At 59.2% G+C, this 19550-nt stretch carries 18 protein-coding genes; 10 read left to right on the forward strand and 8 right to left on the reverse strand.

The genetic code is table 11. The annotated features are described in order from the left end of the window. Nucleotides 1-73 precede the first annotated feature (73 nt). The 3 genes from ICA16_RS04960 to nhaB all read left to right on the forward strand — a co-directional run bounded on the left by ICA16_RS04960 (nucleotide 74) and on the right by nhaB (nucleotide 3600). Complete coding sequence (locus ICA16_RS04960) at nucleotides 74-340, forward strand: hypothetical protein (RefSeq protein WP_095188991.1); 267 nt, start codon at nucleotides 74-76, stop codon at nucleotides 338-340. A gap of 281 nt (nucleotides 341-621) precedes the next feature. After that, the gene (locus tag ICA16_RS04965; protein WP_210700095.1) at nucleotides 622-1911 is read left to right on the forward strand and encodes an NHL repeat-containing protein; all 1290 of its coding nucleotides are present in this window, start codon (nucleotides 622-624) and stop codon (nucleotides 1909-1911) included. 186 nt (nucleotides 1912-2097) lie between these two features. Continuing rightward, nucleotides 2098-3600: a sodium/proton antiporter NhaB gene (gene nhaB, locus ICA16_RS04970; protein ID WP_150615712.1), complete on the forward strand. Its 1503-nt coding sequence runs from the start codon at nucleotides 2098-2100 to the stop codon at nucleotides 3598-3600. A 132-nt stretch (nucleotides 3601-3732) separates the two neighbouring features. Here nhaB and ICA16_RS04975 read toward each other — a convergent pair whose 3' ends face one another. From ICA16_RS04975 to gnd, 3 genes are read right to left on the reverse strand one after another with little or no spacing between them, the layout of a single operon-like run. After that, a complete protein-coding gene (locus tag ICA16_RS04975; protein ID WP_210700096.1) occupies nucleotides 3733-4542 on the reverse strand; it encodes an HAD family hydrolase in 810 nt (269 codons plus the stop codon). Continuing rightward, nucleotides 4539-6062, reverse strand: a complete 1524-nt coding sequence (gene zwf / locus ICA16_RS04980; RefSeq protein WP_150603119.1) for a glucose-6-phosphate dehydrogenase — start codon at nucleotides 6060-6062, stop codon at nucleotides 4539-4541. Before zwf ends, ICA16_RS04975 begins: the two co-directional genes overlap by 4 nt. Beyond that, complete coding sequence (gene gnd / locus ICA16_RS04985; protein WP_150603120.1) at nucleotides 6059-7039, reverse strand: phosphogluconate dehydrogenase (NAD(+)-dependent, decarboxylating); 981 nt, start codon at nucleotides 7037-7039, stop codon at nucleotides 6059-6061. The genes zwf and gnd overlap by 4 nt, the downstream gene beginning before the upstream one ends. 272 nt (nucleotides 7040-7311) lie before the next feature. On the opposite strand from gnd, the gene ICA16_RS04990 reads away from it, so the two are divergent. From ICA16_RS04990 to ICA16_RS05005, 4 genes are all read left to right on the forward strand, one after another. Then, entirely contained in the window at nucleotides 7312-7494 is a 183-nt protein-coding gene (locus ICA16_RS04990) for a DUF6026 family protein (protein WP_064391122.1), read from the forward strand. Nucleotides 7495-7706: 212 nt separating this feature from the next. Continuing rightward, complete coding sequence (locus tag ICA16_RS04995) at nucleotides 7707-9455, forward strand: phosphoethanolamine transferase CptA (protein WP_210700097.1); 1749 nt, start codon at nucleotides 7707-7709, stop codon at nucleotides 9453-9455. A 148-nt stretch (nucleotides 9456-9603) separates the two neighbouring features. After that, nucleotides 9604-11850, forward strand: a complete 2247-nt coding sequence (locus tag ICA16_RS05000; RefSeq protein ID WP_210700098.1) for a TonB-dependent siderophore receptor — start codon at nucleotides 9604-9606, stop codon at nucleotides 11848-11850. Nucleotides 11851-12214: 364 nt separating this feature from the next. After that, the gene (locus tag ICA16_RS05005) at nucleotides 12215-12424 is read left to right on the forward strand and encodes a hypothetical protein (protein ID WP_150603123.1); all 210 of its coding nucleotides are present in this window, start codon (nucleotides 12215-12217) and stop codon (nucleotides 12422-12424) included. A gap of 85 nt (nucleotides 12425-12509) precedes the next feature. On the opposite strand, the gene ICA16_RS05010 is transcribed toward ICA16_RS05005, so the two are convergent. The 3 genes from ICA16_RS05010 to zapE form a co-directional block, all read right to left on the reverse strand. After that, nucleotides 12510-13007 carry a GNAT family N-acetyltransferase gene (locus tag ICA16_RS05010; protein WP_150603124.1) on the reverse strand — a complete coding sequence of 166 codons (498 nt, stop codon included), beginning with the start codon at nucleotides 13005-13007 and terminating at the stop codon, nucleotides 12510-12512. Nucleotides 13008-13199: 192 nt separating this feature from the next. Next, nucleotides 13200-13781, reverse strand: a complete 582-nt coding sequence (locus tag ICA16_RS05015; RefSeq protein ID WP_210700099.1) for a DinB family protein — start codon at nucleotides 13779-13781, stop codon at nucleotides 13200-13202. Nucleotides 13782-13798: 17 nt separating this feature from the next. Then, the gene (gene zapE / locus ICA16_RS05020) at nucleotides 13799-14917 is read right to left on the reverse strand and encodes a cell division protein ZapE (protein WP_210700100.1); all 1119 of its coding nucleotides are present in this window, start codon (nucleotides 14915-14917) and stop codon (nucleotides 13799-13801) included. A 284-nt stretch (nucleotides 14918-15201) separates the two neighbouring features. Between zapE and ICA16_RS05025 the strand changes: the two genes are divergently transcribed. Together ICA16_RS05025 and ICA16_RS05030 are read left to right on the forward strand one after the other, a co-directional pair. Beyond that, complete coding sequence (locus tag ICA16_RS05025) at nucleotides 15202-16668, forward strand: nucleobase:cation symporter-2 family protein (RefSeq protein WP_150603127.1); 1467 nt, start codon at nucleotides 15202-15204, stop codon at nucleotides 16666-16668. Nucleotides 16669-16734: 66 nt separating this feature from the next. Next, complete coding sequence (locus ICA16_RS05030) at nucleotides 16735-17208, forward strand: LEA/WHy family protein (protein WP_150603128.1); 474 nt, start codon at nucleotides 16735-16737, stop codon at nucleotides 17206-17208. Nucleotides 17209-17326: 118 nt separating this feature from the next. On the opposite strand, the gene ICA16_RS05035 is transcribed toward ICA16_RS05030, so the two are convergent. Beyond that, on the reverse strand, nucleotides 17327-18250 hold the full coding sequence (locus tag ICA16_RS05035) for a carbon-nitrogen hydrolase family protein (protein WP_210700101.1): 924 nt from the start codon (nucleotides 18248-18250) through the stop codon (nucleotides 17327-17329). 84 nt (nucleotides 18251-18334) lie between these two features. On the opposite strand from ICA16_RS05035, the gene ICA16_RS05040 reads away from it, so the two are divergent. Beyond that, the gene (locus tag ICA16_RS05040; RefSeq protein ID WP_210700102.1) at nucleotides 18335-19249 is read left to right on the forward strand and encodes a LysR family transcriptional regulator; all 915 of its coding nucleotides are present in this window, start codon (nucleotides 18335-18337) and stop codon (nucleotides 19247-19249) included. Nucleotides 19250-19256: 7 nt separating this feature from the next. Here the strand turns inward: ICA16_RS05040 and ICA16_RS05045 are convergent, their stop codons facing one another. Further along, nucleotides 19257-19508 (reverse strand): hypothetical protein, encoded by a 252-nt coding sequence (locus ICA16_RS05045; protein ID WP_042559031.1) that lies wholly within the window; start codon nucleotides 19506-19508, stop codon nucleotides 19257-19259. Nucleotides 19509-19550 lie beyond the last annotated feature (42 nt).

The following is a 19550-nucleotide window of genomic DNA, read 5'->3' on the forward strand; positions in this document are numbered from 1 at the left end:
ACAAGTAACCAGCCGAACGGTAAGCCCAACCGACGGCACATCACTTGATTGGGCACTACAGAGAGAAGACCCCATGACCGCCCCGCTCCGTATCAACGAAGCACTTTTGATTGCCAACCACGCCTTCAAGCCTTTCCAGTGCGTGGCCTGGGCGCCACAAGACGGCAATGGCGAACTGAGCCTGACCGTTATCGACCGCACCAACTCCCACATCGGTCGCAAACAGATTCCAAGCAGCGCCTACTCCGATCCAGCACAACTTGAGCAACTGCTGCAGCAGGCTCGTGCTGAATTGAGCGACGAAGGTTACACGCTGCAATCCTGGTCGATGCCGCACTGATAAGCGGGTGACGCGGATGACTTCCTGGTCATCCGCCCTACTCTTGTTAGTTGCAGTTCCTGGTTAATCCTCGATACTTTTGTACAACTTTCGGCAACACCCTCCAGCGTATTTGCTTGGCACGCTTTCATTCGGTTCAAAAAGACACTGTTCTGGCACAGTGCGACCCTCCACCTGTTAGTTCTTACAGTTGTACTTCCCTCAGTTCAGGTTTTGAATGTTCCGCTCATGCAGTTACCAGCCGGTTTGCGGTCTTGGTCAACTCGCAAGGAGATGCGTGCATGTCCACCCTGAACGCCTTTGCGCTCCCAGCCTTAATGAATAATGCCGGTCAACTTGACCAAACCTTCGCCTTCCGCGGCGTTGCTCAGGTGTATTTCGCCGGCAGTTTGTCCAGCCTGACCGGGGATGTTGCGCTCGATGCGCAAGGTCGGATTCTGGTGGCGGCGAAAGTCGGCGTTGCCGAGGGCAGCCGTTTCGGTCTGGCGCGGTTGCTCGCGGATGGTTCTGCTGATTTGTCCTTCGGCAATCAGGGCAGCGTGATTGACACGTTTACTCATGGTTTCGAAGCGATGGCCGGCAAAGTCCAGGCACTGGCCGATGGACGCATCCTGCTGGCCGGCTTGCACTATGAAAACAGCCATCGCACTTTGCCGGCCTTAGCCTTGTTCGATGCGCAAGGCAATCCGGATCAAACTTTCGGCGACAACGGCCGGCAGGTCGTGCGGCTGCCGGGCGACCTGTCCATGGGCACCCGCGATAGCTGGCTCCCGCCCGGCGTACCGGGTGCCGAAGCCTGCGATTTCGCGGTTCAGGACGACGGGCATATTCTGCTGATCGCCAATCATCATTTCGAACTTGCCGATCACGCCGGGATGCTGATTCGCCTCAAACCCGATGGTTGTCTGGATGAGGCTTTCAACGGTCGCGGCTTCGTGATGATCCGCCATTTGCTGCTCAATACCTGGCTCAGCAGTCTGTTGTTGCAGGCTGACGGGCGTATCGTGGTTGGCGGATCGATCGACTTTCCGCAGCAAGGTCTGTTGGCGCGGTACCTGCCCGATGGTTGTCTTGATGAACGCTTTGCAGTGGATGGTTTCATGGCGTTCACCGCCCAAGGCAAAAGTGCACTGGTCAGTCAGATCCTTGAATCCACCGAATCGCTGCACTGTTTCGGCAGCAGTCGCGACCCGATCCGCTGCCTCACGCTCAGCCTGCACTCTAATGGTCGCCCGGACTCGCACATCGGCAATGGCCAGTCGCAACTGCTCGAAATCGGACCCAGCGGCTGTCAATGGAGCGCCGCACAACGCATGGCAGACGGTCGGATGATCGCGGTGGGAGCAACCATTGGCGGTGTCGAGGCAGACTTCATCGTCGCTCGTTATCACGCCGATGGCAGCCTCGACCCAAGCTTCGGCGATGGCCGCGGCTGGCTGCGCACACGCTTGGGCCGCAGCCTCGACACGGCCAACTCACTGGCCGTGCAAACAGACGGTTCAATCTTGGTCGGCGGCTATTCGCTGGATGGCAACTACCGGGCGATGGTTGCGCGCTACTCAAATCAATAAATTTCCCCTGACACAATTACGCCCCTGTAGGAGCTGCCGAAGGCTGCGATCTTTTGATTTTAAAAAAAGATCAAGAGATCGCAGCCTTCGGCAGCTCCTACAGGAAGCCGTCTTTCAGGCAGTTAGAACTTGAACTCGGCTGAAACATCCGGCAACTTGCGCGCTTCAGAATACAAGGAGCAACCGATGTCCGGTTCAATCGCCCAGGCGTTCGCGCACAACTTTCTCGGGCACTCGCCACGTTGGTACAAGGCGACCATCGTCGGTTTCCTGATCCTCAATGCGCTTGTGCTGTTCACCGTCGGCCCCGTCGCGGCGGGCTGGCTGTTGGTGATCGAGTTCATTTTCACCTTGGCCATGGCCCTCAAGTGCTATCCGCTGATGCCCGGTGGTTTGCTGTTGATCGAAGCCCTGCTGCTGAAGATGACCACGCCGCAGGCGCTCTACGATGAGCTGGTGCACAACTTCCCGGTGATCCTGCTGTTGATGTTTATGGTCGCCGGCATCTACTTCATGAAAGACCTGCTGCTGTATCTGTTTTCGCGACTGCTGTTGGGCGTGCGCTCCAAAGCGATACTGTCGCTGATGTTCTGCTTTCTGTCGGCGTTTCTCTCGGCGTTCCTCGATGCCCTGACGGTGACCGCAGTGATCATCAGCGCAGCGGTAGGTTTTTATTCTGTCTACCACCGGGTGGCCTCGGGCAACGATCCGCGCCAGGACAGCGAATTCAGCGACGACCAAAACCTGCCGACTTTGCACCATGCCGACCTGGAACAATTTCGCTCGTTCCTGCGCAGTCTGTTGATGCATGGCGCGGTCGGTACAGCGCTTGGCGGCGTCTGTACGCTGGTGGGCGAGCCGCAGAATCTGCTGATCGGCCATGAAATGGGCTGGCATTTTGCGGAGTTCTTCCTGAAAGTTGCGCCGGTGTCCTTGCCGGTACTGGCGGCGGGCCTGGTGACCTGCGTGTTGCTGGAGAAACTGCGCTGGTTCGGTTACGGCACCCTGCTGCCGGACAACGTGCGCGCCGTACTGGCCAACTACGCCGCCGAAGACAACGCTGAACGTACCGCACGCCAGCGCGCTGCGCTGCTGGTGCAAGGCGCCGCCGCGCTGATCCTGATTGGCTGCCTGGCCTTTCACGTGGCAGAGGTCGGCCTGATCGGTTTGATGGTGATTGTGTTGATTACCGCATTTACCGGGATCACCGACGAGCATCGCCTGGGCAGCGCGTTCAAGGACGCCATGCCGTTTACCGCATTGCTGGTGGTGTTTTTTGCCGTGGTAGCGGTGATCCACGATCAACAGCTGTTTGTGCCGCTGATCACGTGGGTACTGGCGCTGCCGGTGGATCAACAACCGGGCATGCTGTTTATCGCCAACGGCCTGCTATCGGCTATCAGCGACAACGTGTTTGTCGCGACCATCTACATCACCGAAGTGAAGCAGGCATTTCTCGCCGGCCACATGAGCCGTGAGCATTTCGAGACGCTGGCGATTGCGATCAACACCGGCACTAACTTGCCGAGCGTGGCGACGCCGAATGGTCAGGCAGCGTTTCTGTTTTTGCTGACGTCGGCAATTGCGCCGCTGGTGCGGTTGTCTTATGGGCGGATGGTTTGGATGGCAGTGCCTTACACCGTGGTGATGGGCTTGTTGGGCTGGTATGCGGTGAGTTACTGGCTGTAAACACAACTCCCTGTAGGAGCTGCCGAAGGCTGCGATCTTTTGATCTTTTTTTTAACAATCAAGATCAAAAGATCGCAGCCTTCGGCAGCTCCTACAGGGGTTCCGTGATTCAGGGTTTCGGTGATTCAGGGCTCAGCGAGGGAGGATGTAATTCTCGATCGCCTGGGCCACACCGTCTTCAGTGTTTGCGCCGGTAACCACATCGGCCTGACGCCGCACCCTCTCTTCCGCCTGCCCCATGGCAATCGACAACCCCGCACAATGGAACATTGCCGGGTCGTTGCCGCCATCACCAATTGCCGCCGTTTGTTCCAGCGCAATACCGAGATGCGCAGCAATCGTTGCCAGCGCGGTGCCCTTGTTCGCCTCCAGCGCCGTGACGTCGAGGTACACCGGTTGTGAACGCGAGACTTGCGCCATGCCGTTGACTTTGGGCAACAGGCGCGCTTCCAGCTCGATCAGAAACTCAGTGTTGTTACTGGTCGCGACGATCTTGTCGATGCGCTCCAGATACGGTTCAAAACTCTCCACCACCACCGGCGCATAACCGAGGCCATGCTGCTCGCGCGGCACCATCGGCCCGTTCGGGTCTTTGAGCAGCCAGTCACCGCCGCTGAACACCCAGACTTCAACATCAGGCTGGTCCGCGAACGTCGCCAGTGCAATCAGTGCGGTCGTCGCCGGCAGGTAATGCGCCACCAGCAGACTGCCGTCCGGATTGACGATAGTGCCGCCATTGAACGCCGCCGTCGGCAGGTCGACGCCCAGGGCTTCGATCTGCTGCAGCATGGCTTTTGGCGGGCGGCCAGTGGCGAGGCTGAACAGCACGCCCGCTTCACGCAACGATCGAACGGCGTCGATGGTGCGCTGGCTCAGACTGTGATCGGGCAGCAACAGCGTGCCGTCCATATCGCTCAGCAAAAAACGGATAGGCTCGCTCATCCCAGACCATGCCAGACGCGACCATCGCGAGTCAGCAGATCTTCGGCAGCCTGCGGGCCGTCTTCACCGGCGGCATAGGTCTGTACGCTCGCATCCTGCTGCCAGGCATCGAGGAACGGCTGCACGGCGCGCCAGCCGTTCTCGATGTTGTCGGCGCGCTGGAACAGCGTCTGATCGCCAGTCAGGCAGTCGTAGATGAGTGTTTCGTAGCCGGTCGACGGCTGCATCTCGAAGAAATCCTTGTAGGCAAACCCAAGCTCGATATTGGCCATGTTCAGCGCCGGTCCGGGGCGTTTGGCCAGCAGATCGAACCACATACCTTCGTTCGGCTGGATCTGGATGCGCAGGTAGGTCGGCTGCAACTCGTCGACTTCGGTGTCGCGAAACTGCGCATAAGGCGCCGGTTTGAAGCAGATGACGATTTCAGTGTCGCGCACGCTCATGCGTTTGCCGGTGCGCAGGTAAAACGGCACGCCGACCCAGCGCCAGTTGTCGATCATCACCTTGAGCGCGACGTAGGTTTCGGTGCTGCTGTCGGGTGCGACGTTGGCCTCTTCGCGGTACCCGGCCAGTGGCTTACCGCCCACTTCGCCGGCGCTGTACTGCCCGCGAACCGAGTTGGCCCGCGCTTCTTCCACGGTCCACGGGCGAATGGCGCCGACCACCTTGGCCTTCTCGCCGCGCACCGCATCGGCGCCGAACGCCGCCGGAGGTTCCATGGCGACCATCGCCAGCAACTGGAACAGGTGATTGGGCACCATGTCGCGCAGCGCGCCGGTGTGTTCGTAAAAACTGCCACGGGTTTCAACGCCAACGGTTTCTGCGGCAGTGATCTGTACGTGGTCGATGTAGTGATTGTTCCAGAATGCCTCGAACAGGCTGTTGGAGAACCGGCTGACCAGAATGTTCTGCACGGTTTCCTTGCCCAGGTAATGGTCGATCCGATAGATCTGCTTCTCGGACATGACCTTGAGCAAACAGGCGTTCAGTGCTTCGGCAGTGTGCAGATCGGAGCCGAACGGCTTCTCGATCACCACCCTTCTGAATGCTTCGGGGGTTTCCTCAAGCAAACCGGCGCTGCCGAGACGGCGCACCACTTCGCTGAAGAAACGCGGCGCGGTGGCCAGATAGAACACCGCATTACCGGTGCCGCTGTCGGCGATTTTCGCCGCCAGCGCGGAATAAGTGCTGTCGTCCAGAAAGTCGCCCTGGACGTAGCTGATGCCTTTGGCGAGCTTGGCCCACAAGGCCGGATCAAGCATCTGATCGCCCTTGCCGACCTTCGCCGCCACTTCGGTGCGGATGAAGTCTTCGAGTTTTTGCGCGAAGGCTTCATCGGTAATGGCGTTGTGGTCAACGCCGACGATCCGCAGACCCTCATCAAGCAAGCCGTCGCGACTCAGGTTGTACAGCGCGGGCATGAGCAAGCGCTTGACCAGGTCACCGTGGGCACCGAACAGGAACAGCGTGGTCGGTGGTGCGGGTTCTGCCTTGGATTTTCTGCGGATCGTATGGGTCATTTTTTCGCAGTCTCTACGTGGCCGCCGAAGCCGAAGCGCTGGGCCGAAAGAATCTTGTCGCCAAAAGTGCCCTGACCACGGGAGCGGTAGCGCGAGAACAGCGAGTTCGACAGCACCGGTACCGGCACCGCTTGTTCCATGGCGGCTTCGATGGTCCATTGACCTTCGCCGCTGTCGGCCACCGAGCCGGAGAAACCGTCGAGTTTCGGGTCGCTGGCCAAGGCGTCGGCGGTCAGGTCGAGCAACCAGGACGACACCACACTGCCCCGACGCCAGACTTCAGCGATGTCAGCCACGTTGAGATCAAAACGCTGATCTTCCGGCAGACGCTCGCTGGATTTGGTCTTGAGAATGTCAAAACCTTCGGCGAAGGCCGCCATCATCCCGTACTCGATGCCGTTGTGAATCATCTTCACAAAATGCCCGGCACCGGCGGGACCGGCGTGGATGTAGCCGTGCTCGGCACGCGGGTCATCGGACTTGCGGTCCTTGGTGCGCGGAATATCGCCCATGCCCGGCGCCAATGCGGCAAACAGCGGGTCGAGACGTTTTACGGTTTCGGCATCGCCGCCGATCATCATGCAGTAACCGCGCTCCAGGCCCCAGACGCCACCGGAGGTGCCGACGTCGATGTAGTGCAGGCCCTTCTCGGCCAGAGTTTTGGCGCGGCGGATGTCATCCTTATAGTTGGTGTTGCCACCGTCGATAATGGTGTCGCCAGCTTCCAGCAGGTTGCTCAGCGTTTCGATGGTGTCTTCGGTCGGCGCGCCGGCCGGCAGCATGACCCACACGGCACGTGGTTTGGCCAGGCCTGCAACCAGTGCCGGCAAATCGGCAACGCCCGTGGAGCCCTCGGCGACCAGGTTATCGATGAAAGCGGTATTGCGGTCGAAAACAACGGTGGTGTGACCGTTGAGCATCAGACGCCGCGCAATATTGCCGCCCATACGGCCCAGTCCAATAATCCCGAGTTGCATGTGCTGATGCTCCTTACTACAAATAATGTGTGTCAAAAGGTATAGCCCAACGCGACTAATGGAGGTTAGTCCAGAGCACCGGGATGAAGTTTCCGGGCATTGTGCCCGATCTAGACTGATAACGCCCTCAAACCTGTCGAAGACACACCGACCATGAAAAATAAAAAAGTTCCATTCAGAGGCAAAAGAAAACAAAATTGCTGCCGATAGTAAGTCAGCACCCCAAAACGGGAGCTACTTACAGTTGAGACATACCATTTGCGAGGTGAGCAATGGGCACAGTACACACAGCAATGCCGCCACAAACCCTGTACGTCACGATTCGTCGCGATGAATTGCGTCAGTTGAAAGACGAGCGCGACCAGTTGAAGCAGGAGTTGGCGCAACTGCGCGCGTTGACCCAGGGCGCTCAGCCCAAACCGCTGCCGGTTGTCCAGCGTCACCCGCACGCCTGATTTTCCCCGCTATTTTCGGGAACAGCCGACGCTGTTCCCGACACGATGCACCTCTGGCCGCTTTCGCACAGACAAGCGCGCCGATTAACAAAACTTTCACATTCCCTTCGTGATACTGCGCCGCATTCTGGCCGTACCTGCGCGTGCGGCGTCCGTTCGTCGGTTTCATGGATGTTCCGGCGGTAGTTGTAACGAGTGAGCTGGAGCGCCGAATGGCATTGTTCAAACGCAGCAAAACGACTGCGGCAGGTTTCGATTGGGCCGGTTTCCTCTGGCTGTTTGTGTTCTTCTGGTACTTCTCCGGCATTACCCAACTGCTGATTCAGATAACCGGCACCTCCGGTTTCACGGGGTTTCGCCAAGCGTTCGTGATGAGCGCGATCTGGCTGGCACCCATGCTGTTGTTCCCCAAACGCACAAAACTGCTTGCCGCCCTGATCGGCGTGGTGCTGTGGGCCTGTTCGATGGCCAGCCTGGGTTACTTCTTCATTTATCAGCAGGAGTTCTCCCAGAGCGTCATCTTCATCATGTTCGAGTCGAACGTGTCTGAAGCCGGCGAGTACATGACCCAGTACTTTGCCTGGTGGATGGTGGCGGCGTTCCTCGCGCATACCGCATTCGCTTACTTTCTGTGGACTCGCCTGCGCCCGGTGTACATGCCCCGTGGCCGTGCAATGGTCGCCGCCGCGGCTATCGTGATCGCTGTTGTCGGTTATCCGCTGGTCAAGCAAACGCTGCGCATGGGCACTTTCGCTCAAGGCTTCGAGAAATTCGAAACCCGTATCGAGCCGGCGGTGCCTTGGCAAATGGTTGTGGCTTACCACCGTTATCTCGACACCCTGGAAGACATGCAGGGCATGCTGCACAGCGCCAGCAAGATCCCGCCGTTGCATAACCTCAAGGCTGCCGGCGCCGATCAGCCGTCAACGCTTGTGCTGGTAATCGGCGAGTCGACCAACCGTCAGCGCATGAGCCTGTACGGCTACCCGCGCAACACCACGCCGGAACTGGACAAACTCAAGGACCAACTGGCGGTGTTCGACAACGTCGTCACCCCTCGCCCGTACACCATCGAGGCGCTGCAGCAGGTTCTGACGTTCGCTGACGAAGAAAACCCGGACCTGTACCTGTCCACGCCATCGTTGGTCAGCATGATGAAACAGGCGGGTTACAAGACCTTCTGGATCACCAACCAGCAGACCATGACCAAGCGCAACACTATGCTCACGACCTTCTCCGAACAGGCCGACGAGCAGGTGTACCTGAACAACAACCGCAACCAGAACGCCGCCCAGTACGACGGCGACGTGATCGAGCCGTTCAACAAGGCGCTGGCCGATGCAGCACCGCGCAAGCTGATCGTCGTACATTTGCTCGGCACCCACATGAGCTACCAGTACCGTTATCCGCCGACCTTCGACAAGTTCAAGGACCGCAACGGTGTACCACCGGGTGTGCGTGACGATCAGGTACCGACCTACAACAGCTATGACAACGCCGTGCTTTACAACGACTTTGTCGTGTCGAGCCTGATCAAGGATTACGCCAAATCCGATCCGAATGGCTTCCTGCTGTATCTCTCGGACCACGGCGAAGACGTGTTCGACTCGGTGGGCCACAACACCCTGGGCCGTAACGAAAGCAAACCGACCGCACCGATGTACACCATTCCGTTCATGGCCTGGGCCTCGCCTAAATGGCGCGAAAACCATGACTGGAACCTGGCCGGTGACTTGCAGCGACCGTACAGCAGCTCGCATCTGATCCACACCTGGGCAGACCTGGCCGGTTTGAGCTTCGATGAACTGGACCGCAGCAAAAGCGTGGTCAGCGACAGCTTCAAAGCTCGTCCATTGCTGATCGGCGATCCGTATCAAACGGCACAACGGGCGCTGATCGATTTCAGCTTGATGAAGCCCAAACCCGTCGCGGGCGCAGAGCCGAAAGTCGTACAACAGTGACATAGAAAAAGGGGCCCAAACCGGCCCCTTTTTCATGCCTGCAACATTTACAAATGAAAGTATTTCGCGTTTGATACTAAATCGCAGTGCCCCGCCTCGTCTTTGAACAAACGGATTTTTTCCCCTCGAAGACAAGGAGTCGGCTGCGATGTTCGCGCCCATCACCCGTTCCATGACCCTCACCCTCGGCCTCTGCGGAGCCGCCCTGAGCCCCGATCTGCTGGCTGAATCCGAACTCGAAAAACCATCGGAGCCCGCAGCCCCGGCTATGCAATTGGAACCCACCAACATCTCCGCCCAAGGCCTGGGCAGCAGCACCGAAAACACCCACGCTTACACCACCGGCGCCATGAGCACCGCCACGCGGATGAACCTGTCGATCAAGGAAACGCCACAGTCGGTGTCCGTGGTCACCCGCCAACAGATGGATGATTTCAAGCTCGGTACATTGTCCGAAGCCATGAGCCAGACCACTGGCGTGGTGGTCCAGCACCTGGACTCGGATCGGGTCAGCTATTCGTCCCGGGGTTATTCGATCAACAATTTCCAGATCGACGGGATGCTCAACACGTTCGACCGGATGAAGTCCGACGCCGATACCATCATTTATGACCGCATTGAAGTGGTGCGTGGTGCCACAGGCCTGACAACCGGCGCGGGCGATCCGTCGGCGACCATCAACATGGTGCGCAAACGCCCGACCGCCCAACTTCAGGCGCTGGCCGGGGTCAGCGGTGGCAGCTACGACGATTACTACAGTTACGTCGATGTCGGTGGCCCGCTGGCCTTCGATGGCCGTTTGCGCGGGCGTACCGTGCTGGCCTATCGCGACAGCCAGTCGTTTCGCGACAAGTACGCCCTGCAACGGGAGGTCGGCTACGGGATTCTTGAGGCCGACCTGACCGACTCCACGGTGCTCGCCGTGGGTTATGACTATCAGGATAAACAGGTGCAAGGTTCGGCCTGGGGCACCGTGCCTTACTGGAACGCCGACGGCGGCAAGGCCGGGCTCGGCCGCTCGACCAATATGGCGACTTCCTGGAGCTCGTGGCCGCTCAAGGACAAAACCGCCTTCGCCACCCTTGATCAGGCACTGGCAGGTGGCTGGCACCTGAAAGCGGCCTACACCCATCGCCAAAGCGATATCGACGGCAAGGTCTACTACGGCGGCGCAGGCTTTCCCGAGGCGGACCGCAGCGGCATGATCGCTTACACATCGCACATGGTCGGCACGCAGAAAATGGACGTCTATGACTTCAATCTCTCGGGCCCCTATTCGCTGTTCGGCCGTGAGCACGAAATGATGTTTGGCTATGGCGAAGCCGAGCACCGCTCCTACTCCCCCAAGACCGTCGACGGTCCCGTACCGGACGACTACGGTAAGATCCGCGACTGGAAGTACATGGGTAACATCGGCAAGTTCCCCGACACCGTCACAGGGCTGACCGGCTCAAGGGGCAGCACGCGGCAGAAGGCTGGCTATATCGCTACGCGCCTGAGCCTGACCGACCAGTTGCACGCTGTGATTGGCAGCCGTTACGGCAGTTGGGAAGGCGAAAATTCCGATCACTACTATGACAAAAACCTGCAATTGACCCGCGTTGAAACAACCCGTCAGCAACAAAATGACGTCTGGACACCCTACGCCGGCCTGCTCTACGACCTGACGCCGGAGTACACCGCTTACGTCAGCTACACCGATATTTTCAAACCGCAGAGCAACCGCGACAGCAGCCGCAACTACCTCGATCCGGTCGTCGGCAGCAACTACGAAGTGGGCCTCAAGGGCAGTTTGCTGGAAGAGCGACTCAACGTCGCCACGGCGCTGTTCTGGAGCACGCAGGACAACGTTGCCGAGGTCGACAATTCGGTGCCGCCAGATCCCGTCACGCGCGAACAGTTTTACAAGTCCGGCGGTAAAGGCAACAAGGTCAGCGGTTTTGAAGCCGAGGTCTCCGGCGAAATCCGCAACGGCTGGAACATGACCGCCGGCTACACCTACACCCATTCGGCCAACGGTGAGCAACAACGCACCAATGAAGACCAGCCGCTGAACATGCTGCGGGTTTCCACGGCGTATCGTTTGCCGGGCGAATGGCAGGCGCTGACCGTGGGCGGTGCAGTGAACTGGCAAAGCCGTATTTTCGGCGGTTCAAATCGCCCGGTCGGCCGCGATGCCGAGGGTGCATTCATCACCGAAAACACCAAAATCCACCAGGGCGCCTACACCGTGGTCAAGTTGATGTCGCGCTATGCCATCGACAAAAACCTCTCGGCCTCGCTTAACGTCGACAACCTTTTCGACAAGAAGTACTACGAGAACGTTGGCTTCTACAATGGCGTCTACTGGGGCGATCCGCGCACGGTCACGTTGAGCCTAGACTGGAAGCTCTGACACGACGCCTGATTACTCCCTTCTGACACAGGAAGTTGTGTTGAAGGAAAATGTCATGGGTGAAGACTGTATCTGCTGTCGGGATTCAACTGTGGATGGGATTTATCTGTGACTAGGATTTATCTGTGATTGGGATTTATCTGTGGTGAGGGGATTTATCTGTGGCGAGGGGATTTATCCCCGATGGGCTGCGCAGCAGTCCCCTGCTTTTGATTCTAAAAGCCGGGGCCGCTTCGCGACCCATCGGGGATAAATCCCCTCGCCACATTTTGCTGTTAACCCCGCGTTAATTCGCTCGGCACAGACTTGCCTGCGAGATCTGCTTCATGGATGAACGGCTCCGACTTGTTCAGTAGGAGGCACCATGAAAATCACTACCGCAATGCTTGCCGGGCTACTCGCCCTTGGTTCCGCCAGCGTATTCGCTGAAGGAGGCGCCGAACGCATGCGCCATTACTACGACAACTTCCCGGTCCATCACGCGCAAAGCGAACAGACGAGCGACGCTAGCGCGAAAGAGATTCGGGTTCCCGCCGATCAGACGGCGCAAGTGACCGAGTCCTACCGCAACTGAGTTTTTACCAAGCAACCGATGGACCTCCCACGGCTGTGCTCCGGCCTGGGAGATGACAGTTAGGCGCCCTTTTCGGGCGCCTTTTTTATGCCTGAAGGTCTTTGATCCAGAACAGCATGCGCCCGTGATCCGGGTTGAACATGCCTGGCGCAAAACCGAATTTGCTGTAGGCGTTTTGTGCCACGGCGTTGCCTTCCAGTACTTCGAGGGTGATCTTGCAGCAGCCGCGCTGACGGGAGATTTCCTCGACCTTGCGGAGCATTTTCTGGCTCAACCCCAAACCGCGAAACTTGCTCATCACCGCCACGTCGTGGACGTTGACCAAGGGCTTGCAGGCGAAGGTGGAAAACCCCTCAAAGCAGTTCACCAGCCCTGCCGGCTCGCCGCCGACGAATGCCAGCACACTGAAGGCGTGCGGCCGGCGCGCCAGCTCTTCGGGCAGTCGGCGCAGCAACTCAGGGTCGATCGGCTGCTCGCCGCCCATGGGGTCTTCTGCATAGTGATTGAGTACTACGCCGATGGCCTCGGCATGCAGTGGATTGGTGTAACTGGCCTGAAGCACAAGAATTTCTGCGGAATCCATTTCCATCCCCGAACACAAAAGCCCCGGCGCGCAAAGTGCTTGCTGATAGGCTGTGTTGACCTTAGCGCGAGCGCGGGCCGGCAGACAACCTGCAAGAAAAGCAAAAGATCAAAAGATCGCAGCCTTCGGCAGCTCCTACACCGATCTCCTGTAGGAGCTGCCGAAGGCTGCGATCTTTTGATCTTTTGTAGGTCAACGACCCCAGATCAGTTCCTCGGTCCAGCCCAGTTCAGCAAAATCCCCGGCGCGCAATCCAGCCTCACCGACACAGAAAAACTCATCCAGTTGCGGCGGTTTCACGGTCGTATCGCTAAGCATTGAATGCACCTGCCCACGATGATGAATCTGATGCTCAAACAGGTGCGAAAGCATGCGCAAGCGACTGTCGTGCTGCGGCGTCTCGCGGGCGATGGTGACGAGCCGGCCCAGATCGGCATCGCGCAGTTGTTCGCAATAAGCGATCAGCCGGCGATCGACACGGGCCTGTTCTTCGCGCAATGCAAGAGGGTCGGTAAAGGGTTCGGCGGCGTTGAAAAACACGTAGCAGTCAGGATGCGGTTCGTCCCCGCGCAGTTCGCGCTCCAGCGCATCCACGTAGAACCAGTCACAGGTGAGGATATGGTTGAGGGTCAGCCGCAGGCTCGGAAAAAAACTCACCCGAGGGGCCGACAGGTCGCTGTCGTCGAGTTGCGTCCAGGCCTTGGCCAGTCGGTGGTTGGCCCAGGCGTTTTGATATGCCATGGTCAATAGATGATGGGACAGCGGCTGATTCATATGGGCGCCCTCTTCTTTCAAGCCTCGGCAAAGCGCTGCAACTGCATTTCCTGCAAGCGACTGAGGGTGCGGCGGAACGGGAATTGCAGATAGCCCTCGGTGTAGAGCGCCTCCATCGCCACATGTGCCTCGATGTACAGCGGCACCTTGCGGTCGTAGCACTCGTCGACCAAGGCGATAAAGCGCCGTACGCCATCGTCGTGCACCGATAACTGCGGCAACTCACGATCCCCCGCCACCACTTGCGCGGAGCCGTCTTCGGTGCCGCGAGCGATGCGTCCTTCGCGCTTCTGTGCGCTGAGGTTCGGCACGTCGCTCAACAGAATAGCCCGGTAGTTGTCGCACAGCGCGATGAAATCCATGGCGGCGAACGGTTGCTCGCACAGGTCGGCATAGCGACACCAGAGCACCGTCTGACTGGCCTGCACCACGTTGAGCACTCGATGGCCGACCGCTACCGGTGCAGCGCTGGCCGATTGCCCGGCCGTCAACGCGTCAAAGACCTCGCCCAGCGCACTGGTGCTTTCGGCAGTGGCGACAAAGTAGCGCTGGTGGATCGCGCCCGGATGCAAGCGATGATCCTCGGCGCCATTCACCGGGACTACCTGCATATGCGCCTTGATCGCGGCGATCGCCGGGACAAAGCGGTCGCGATTGAAGCCATCGGCGTACAAATCATCCGGCGGCAGGTTGGATGTACAGACCACCACAACGCCTTCGTCGAACATCACCTGGAACAGGCGCCCGAGAATGATCGCATCGCCAATGTCGTTGACGAACAATTCGTCGAAGCACAGCACCCGCACTTCGCCCGCCAATTCCTTGGCCAGCGCACGCAGCGGATCGGCGATGCCGGTCAACTGGAACGAACGCTGGTGCACCCAGCCCATGAAATGATGAAAGTGTTGGCGCCGCGCCGGCACTCGCAAGCTTTGATAGAACTGGTCCATCAGCCACGTCTTGCCGCGCCCGACCGGGCCCCACAAGTACACGCCACTGACAGACCGCGCACCGGCGTGCAAGGCTTCGTGGCATTTTTGCAGCGCCCATACAGCGTGCTCCTGAGCTTCATCCTGGATGAAACCCTTGTGCTCGATGGCATGCTGCCAGGCGCTTAGCGGAGAGTCGAAAGTCATGCGCGGCAGTATGCCATGGCTTGCCCACACCTTTAAGTCACCCAACTCCCTGTAGGAGCTGCCGAAGGCTGCGATCTTTTGATCTGGCTTGTGATCTGAACAACCGAAGTCAAAAGATCGCAGCCTTCGGCAGCTCCTACAGGATCGGGGCTGTGTTCAAACCTTCCACACCCAATAAAACCTGACCTTTCAGGCAGTTTTATTGCGTTGCCCTCGCCGCTCTCTTCCGGCATCCTGCGCCTCCATTTTCTGACCCGGCCCCGCCTCACGGCGCGCAAATCATCATGACCGCCTCTGAAAAAGCCCTGCGCAACAACGATCTGATCTACGGCCTCAACGACCGCCCGCACCTGACCGCCACTGTGTTTGCTGCGTTGCAACACGTGTTGGCGAGTTTCGTCGGCATCATCACCCCGACCCTGATCATGGGCGGCGCCCTCGGTCTGCAAAGCGAAATCCCCTACCTGATCAGCATGGCGCTGTTCGTCTCGGGCCTGGGCACGTTCGTTCAGGCCAAGCGCTTCGGCCCTGTGGGCTCTGGTTTGTTGTGCCTGCAAGGAACAAGTTTTTCCTTTATCAGCGTGATTCTCAGTGCCGGGTTTATGGTCAAGGCTCGCGGCGGCGGCACGGATGAAATCCTTTCAACGATCTTCGGCGTGTGCTTTTTCGCTGCGTTCATCGAAGTGGCGCTGAGCCAGTTCATCGGCAAACTGCGCATGCTGATTACCCCAGTGGTCACCGGCACAATCATCACGCTGATGGGCCTGTCGCTGATCAAAGTGGCAATGACCGACATCGCCGGCGGTTTCGGCGCGGCGGATCTGGGCGGCGCCAGCCATTTGTTTCTGGCGGCGCTGGTGCTCGGCACCATCGTGGTGCTGAACCGGGTCGACGTGCCGTTCCTGCGTCTGGGCGCGATCGTCATCGGCCTGACCCTCGGCTACGTGGTCGCCTGGCTGATGGGCACCGTGGACTTTGCCAATTTGCCCGACGTGCCGGTGGTCAGCGTGCCGGTGCCGTTCAAGTACGGCTTCAATTTCGACTGGGTAGCGTTTGTGCCAATCGCGGTGATTTTCCTTGTCTCGCCACTGGAAGCTGCCGGTGACCTGACTGCCAACTCGATGATTTCCCGGCAACCGGTCAAAGGCCCGTTGTACATCCGCCGGATCAAGTCCGGCTTGCTCGCCGATGGTCTCAACTCGGCGATGGCAGCGGTGTTCAACAGCATGCCGATGGTGACCTTCGCGCAGAACAACGGCGTGATTCAGCTGACCGGCGTGGCCAGCCGTTACGTCGCGTTTTTCATTGCCGGCCTGCTGGTGCTGTTGGGGCTGTTCCCGATGATCGGCGCGGTGTTGCAACTGATGCCCAAACCGGTGCTCGGCGGCGCCGAACTGGTGATGTTCGGCACCGTGGCCGTGGCCGGGATCAAGATCCTTGCCGAGGCTGGCCTGCACCGACGCAACATGCTGATCGTGGCCATTTCGCTGGGCATGGGCCTTGGCATCGCCGCCGTGCCGGAAGTGCTGCGCGAACTGCCGCAAGCGCTGCGCAATATCTTCGAATCGCCGATTACCGTGGGCGCGTTGTGCGCTATCGTGCTGAACATCTTCCTGCCGGAAGAATTCATCGAACTTGAGGAAGACGACTTCGATCCGGAAGCTTCTATTCTGCAAGTCATGGAAAACCCGGATGTCCCGGCCAAGGGTGAACCTGCTTCGCCTGCGGCTGTCGCACAGTTGAACCGCTAAAAGCTGCGCCTGTGAAAAAGGGCTGAGCCGGTAATCGGTTCAGCCCTTTTTGTTGAGAGACTGTTTATGCGCCGCTTGCACGCTTTCATCCTGTCACTCCTTCTGCTGTCGCTCAGTGCCTGCGCGCTGTTTCCCAATCGTGATCCGGTCAACATCAACGTGGTCGGAATCGAGCCGCTGACCAGCCAGGATCTTGAAGTGCGTTTCGCGATCAAACTGCGCGTACAGAACCCCAACGAAACCGCTATCGATTACAACGGCATCGCCCTCGATCTGGAGGTCAACGGCCATGCGCTGGCCTCGGGCGTCAGCGACCAGAGCGGGACGATCGCGCGGTTTTCCGAAACCGTGGTCAGCGTCCCGGTCAGCGTTTCGGCGTTCTCGGTGTTGCGCCAGACCCTCGGCCTGAGCCAGACACAAACCCTCGACAACCTGCCCTACGTGCTGCGCGGCAAACTCGCCGGCGGGCTGTTCGGCACGATGCGTTTTGTCGACAGCGGCAAGCTCAGCCTGCCCAAGGCCAGCGCCGCGACCTGGTAAAAATACGTGAGCCTCGCGGATCAACTCACTGACCTTGCCAGGCCGGCGCAATCCAGAATCCCCGGTTGTTGCCCTGTTGGAATCCAGATACGACACAGGGCAGGCTTTGCCACAAGGATTAAGTATTGAACCGCACACCCGGTTTGGCGCGTTCATCCACGCTCAACTCGAACACATCGGGCCGCGCATAATGGCCGACCACGTCGTAGTCATAGCGCGCTCGAATCAGTTCATCGGTATCGATTTCAGCAGCCAGCAACCCCGCCTCGCCGCGCAACGGCCCCGCCATCACATCACCCATCGGCCCGACAATCACGCTGCCACCGGCAATCAACGGACGATCCGCCGGCCAGTTCGCAATTTCGACTCCCAGCTCATTTGGCGATGCCTGCACCTGACACGCGCTGACCACGAAACAGCGACCCTCATGAGCAATGTGACGCATGCTCACCTGCCACATCTCGCGCTCGTCCACGGTCGGCGCGCACCAGACCTCGATACCCTTGGCGTACATCGCCGTGCGCAGCAACGGCATCATGTTTTCCCAGCAGACCACTGCGCCAAGTTTGCCGACCTGGCTGTCGAGCACCGGCAGGGTCGAGCCGTCGCCCTTGCCCCAGATCAGCCGTTCCGTACCGGTGGGCATCAGCTTGCGATGTTTGGCGACAAGTCCTGACTGCGGATCGAAGTACAGAGCCGTGCAATACAACGTGCTGCCCGCGCGCTCGATTACGCCGATCACAAGGTTGGCCCCCGTGCGCGCCGACAACGCCGCCAACGCCTCGGTTTCCGCACCCGGCACATCAATGGCATTGGCAAAATAGCGTGCATACGCTTCACGACCTTCGGGCAAGCGATAACCCAGTTGCGTGCCGAAGCCTTCACCTTTCGGATAACCACCAAGCAACGCTTCCGGCATCACTACCAGTGCCGCGCCGGATTCAATAATGGCGGCTTCCCAACTGAGGATCTGCGCCAGGGTTTCGCCTTTACCACCGGGTAATGCGCCGATTTGCAGCGCAGCAACAATTGATTTTGGCATCGCGGTCACTCCATCGGATTCAAGTGTTGCTGATTCTCCGGCGCCACGGGATCATGAATAAAGCCCCAATCGCTGCTGAATGATATGAGCCAAATGAATATCGCCACGGTCGACCTCAACCTGTTGAAAGTCTTCGAAGCCCTGCATGAAGAATCCAGCGCCAGCCGCGCAGCGTTGCGTCTGGGCGTGACGCAATCGGCAGTCAGCGCGGCGTTGCGGCGCCTGCGTGAGGTTTATGGCGATCAATTGTTCGTGCGCACCGGGCGCGGACTGGCGCCGACGCTCAAGGCCAATCAGTTGAAACCGGTGGTCAGCGAGGCGCTTGACAAGTGTCGGCAAAGCCTGGCGATGGTTGATCCAGCAGCCAATCACTACGAAGGGCGGTCGGTTACGGTGGGCCTGTCGGACGATTTCGAAATCGCTTACGGTCGCCGCCTGATCGAAGAAATCGCCCGTAGCGCGCCGAAGCTGCGGCTGATCTTCCGGCAGACTCACAGCCAGATTGTCGCCCGCGACCTGATGGAACGCAGCATCGATCTGGCGATCACTGCCGGCGGTTTTGCCGAACGCTTGCTCAGCCGTCAGGTGTTGGGTGAAGGGGGTTACGCATGCCTGGTGGACCCGGCGAGCCTTGCGCCCGGCCAGCAACAGATCGATCTGCAGGAGTTTGTCGCCCGCGAGCACCTGCTGGTGTCGTCAGGAGGGTTTATCGGCATTACCGATGAAGGGCTGGCGGCGCTAGGTTTGAGTCGCCGGGTCTGCGCATCGACCACGCATTTTGCCGCGCTGCCCTTTCTGCTCAAGGGCAGTCAGGCGGTGGCGACGATTCCGGCGCATGCCGCCGTGAGCATCGCCGCACTCAGCGGCTTGGCGCTGTTGCCCTGCCCGTTGGCCCTGCCGCGTTATCCGATCGAACTCGGCTGGCGCACCAGCACCCAGATCGACCCTGTGGTGGTGAAGGTGCGCGAAGCAATTGTTGCGTGTTTCAAACGCGACTGACGTGGTCTTACTTCGCCGCCATCAAGCGGTTGACCTCACTGCGCACCATGTTGGCGAACTCCGGCGGTGACATGCCGTCGAGTTCCGCACGGACCCACTCGGCCCATTTGCCCTTGCGCTTGGCGCGCTCGCCGAACAACCGTGCAGCTTCGCCTTTGGCTTTGCCCAGATTGCTTTGCCAGAGGTCGAACAGACGGGATTTCTCGTCTTCCAGCGCGGCGCGCTCTGCGAGGGGTTTGTCGGCCAGATTGAAACTCATGGGGAATTATCCTGCGGCGTAAAATGCCGACATCTTACACGC

The sequence above is a fragment of the Pseudomonas anatoliensis genome (genome assembly GCF_017976235.1).
Classification (GTDB): Bacteria; Pseudomonadota; Gammaproteobacteria; order Pseudomonadales; family Pseudomonadaceae; genus Aquipseudomonas; species Aquipseudomonas anatoliensis.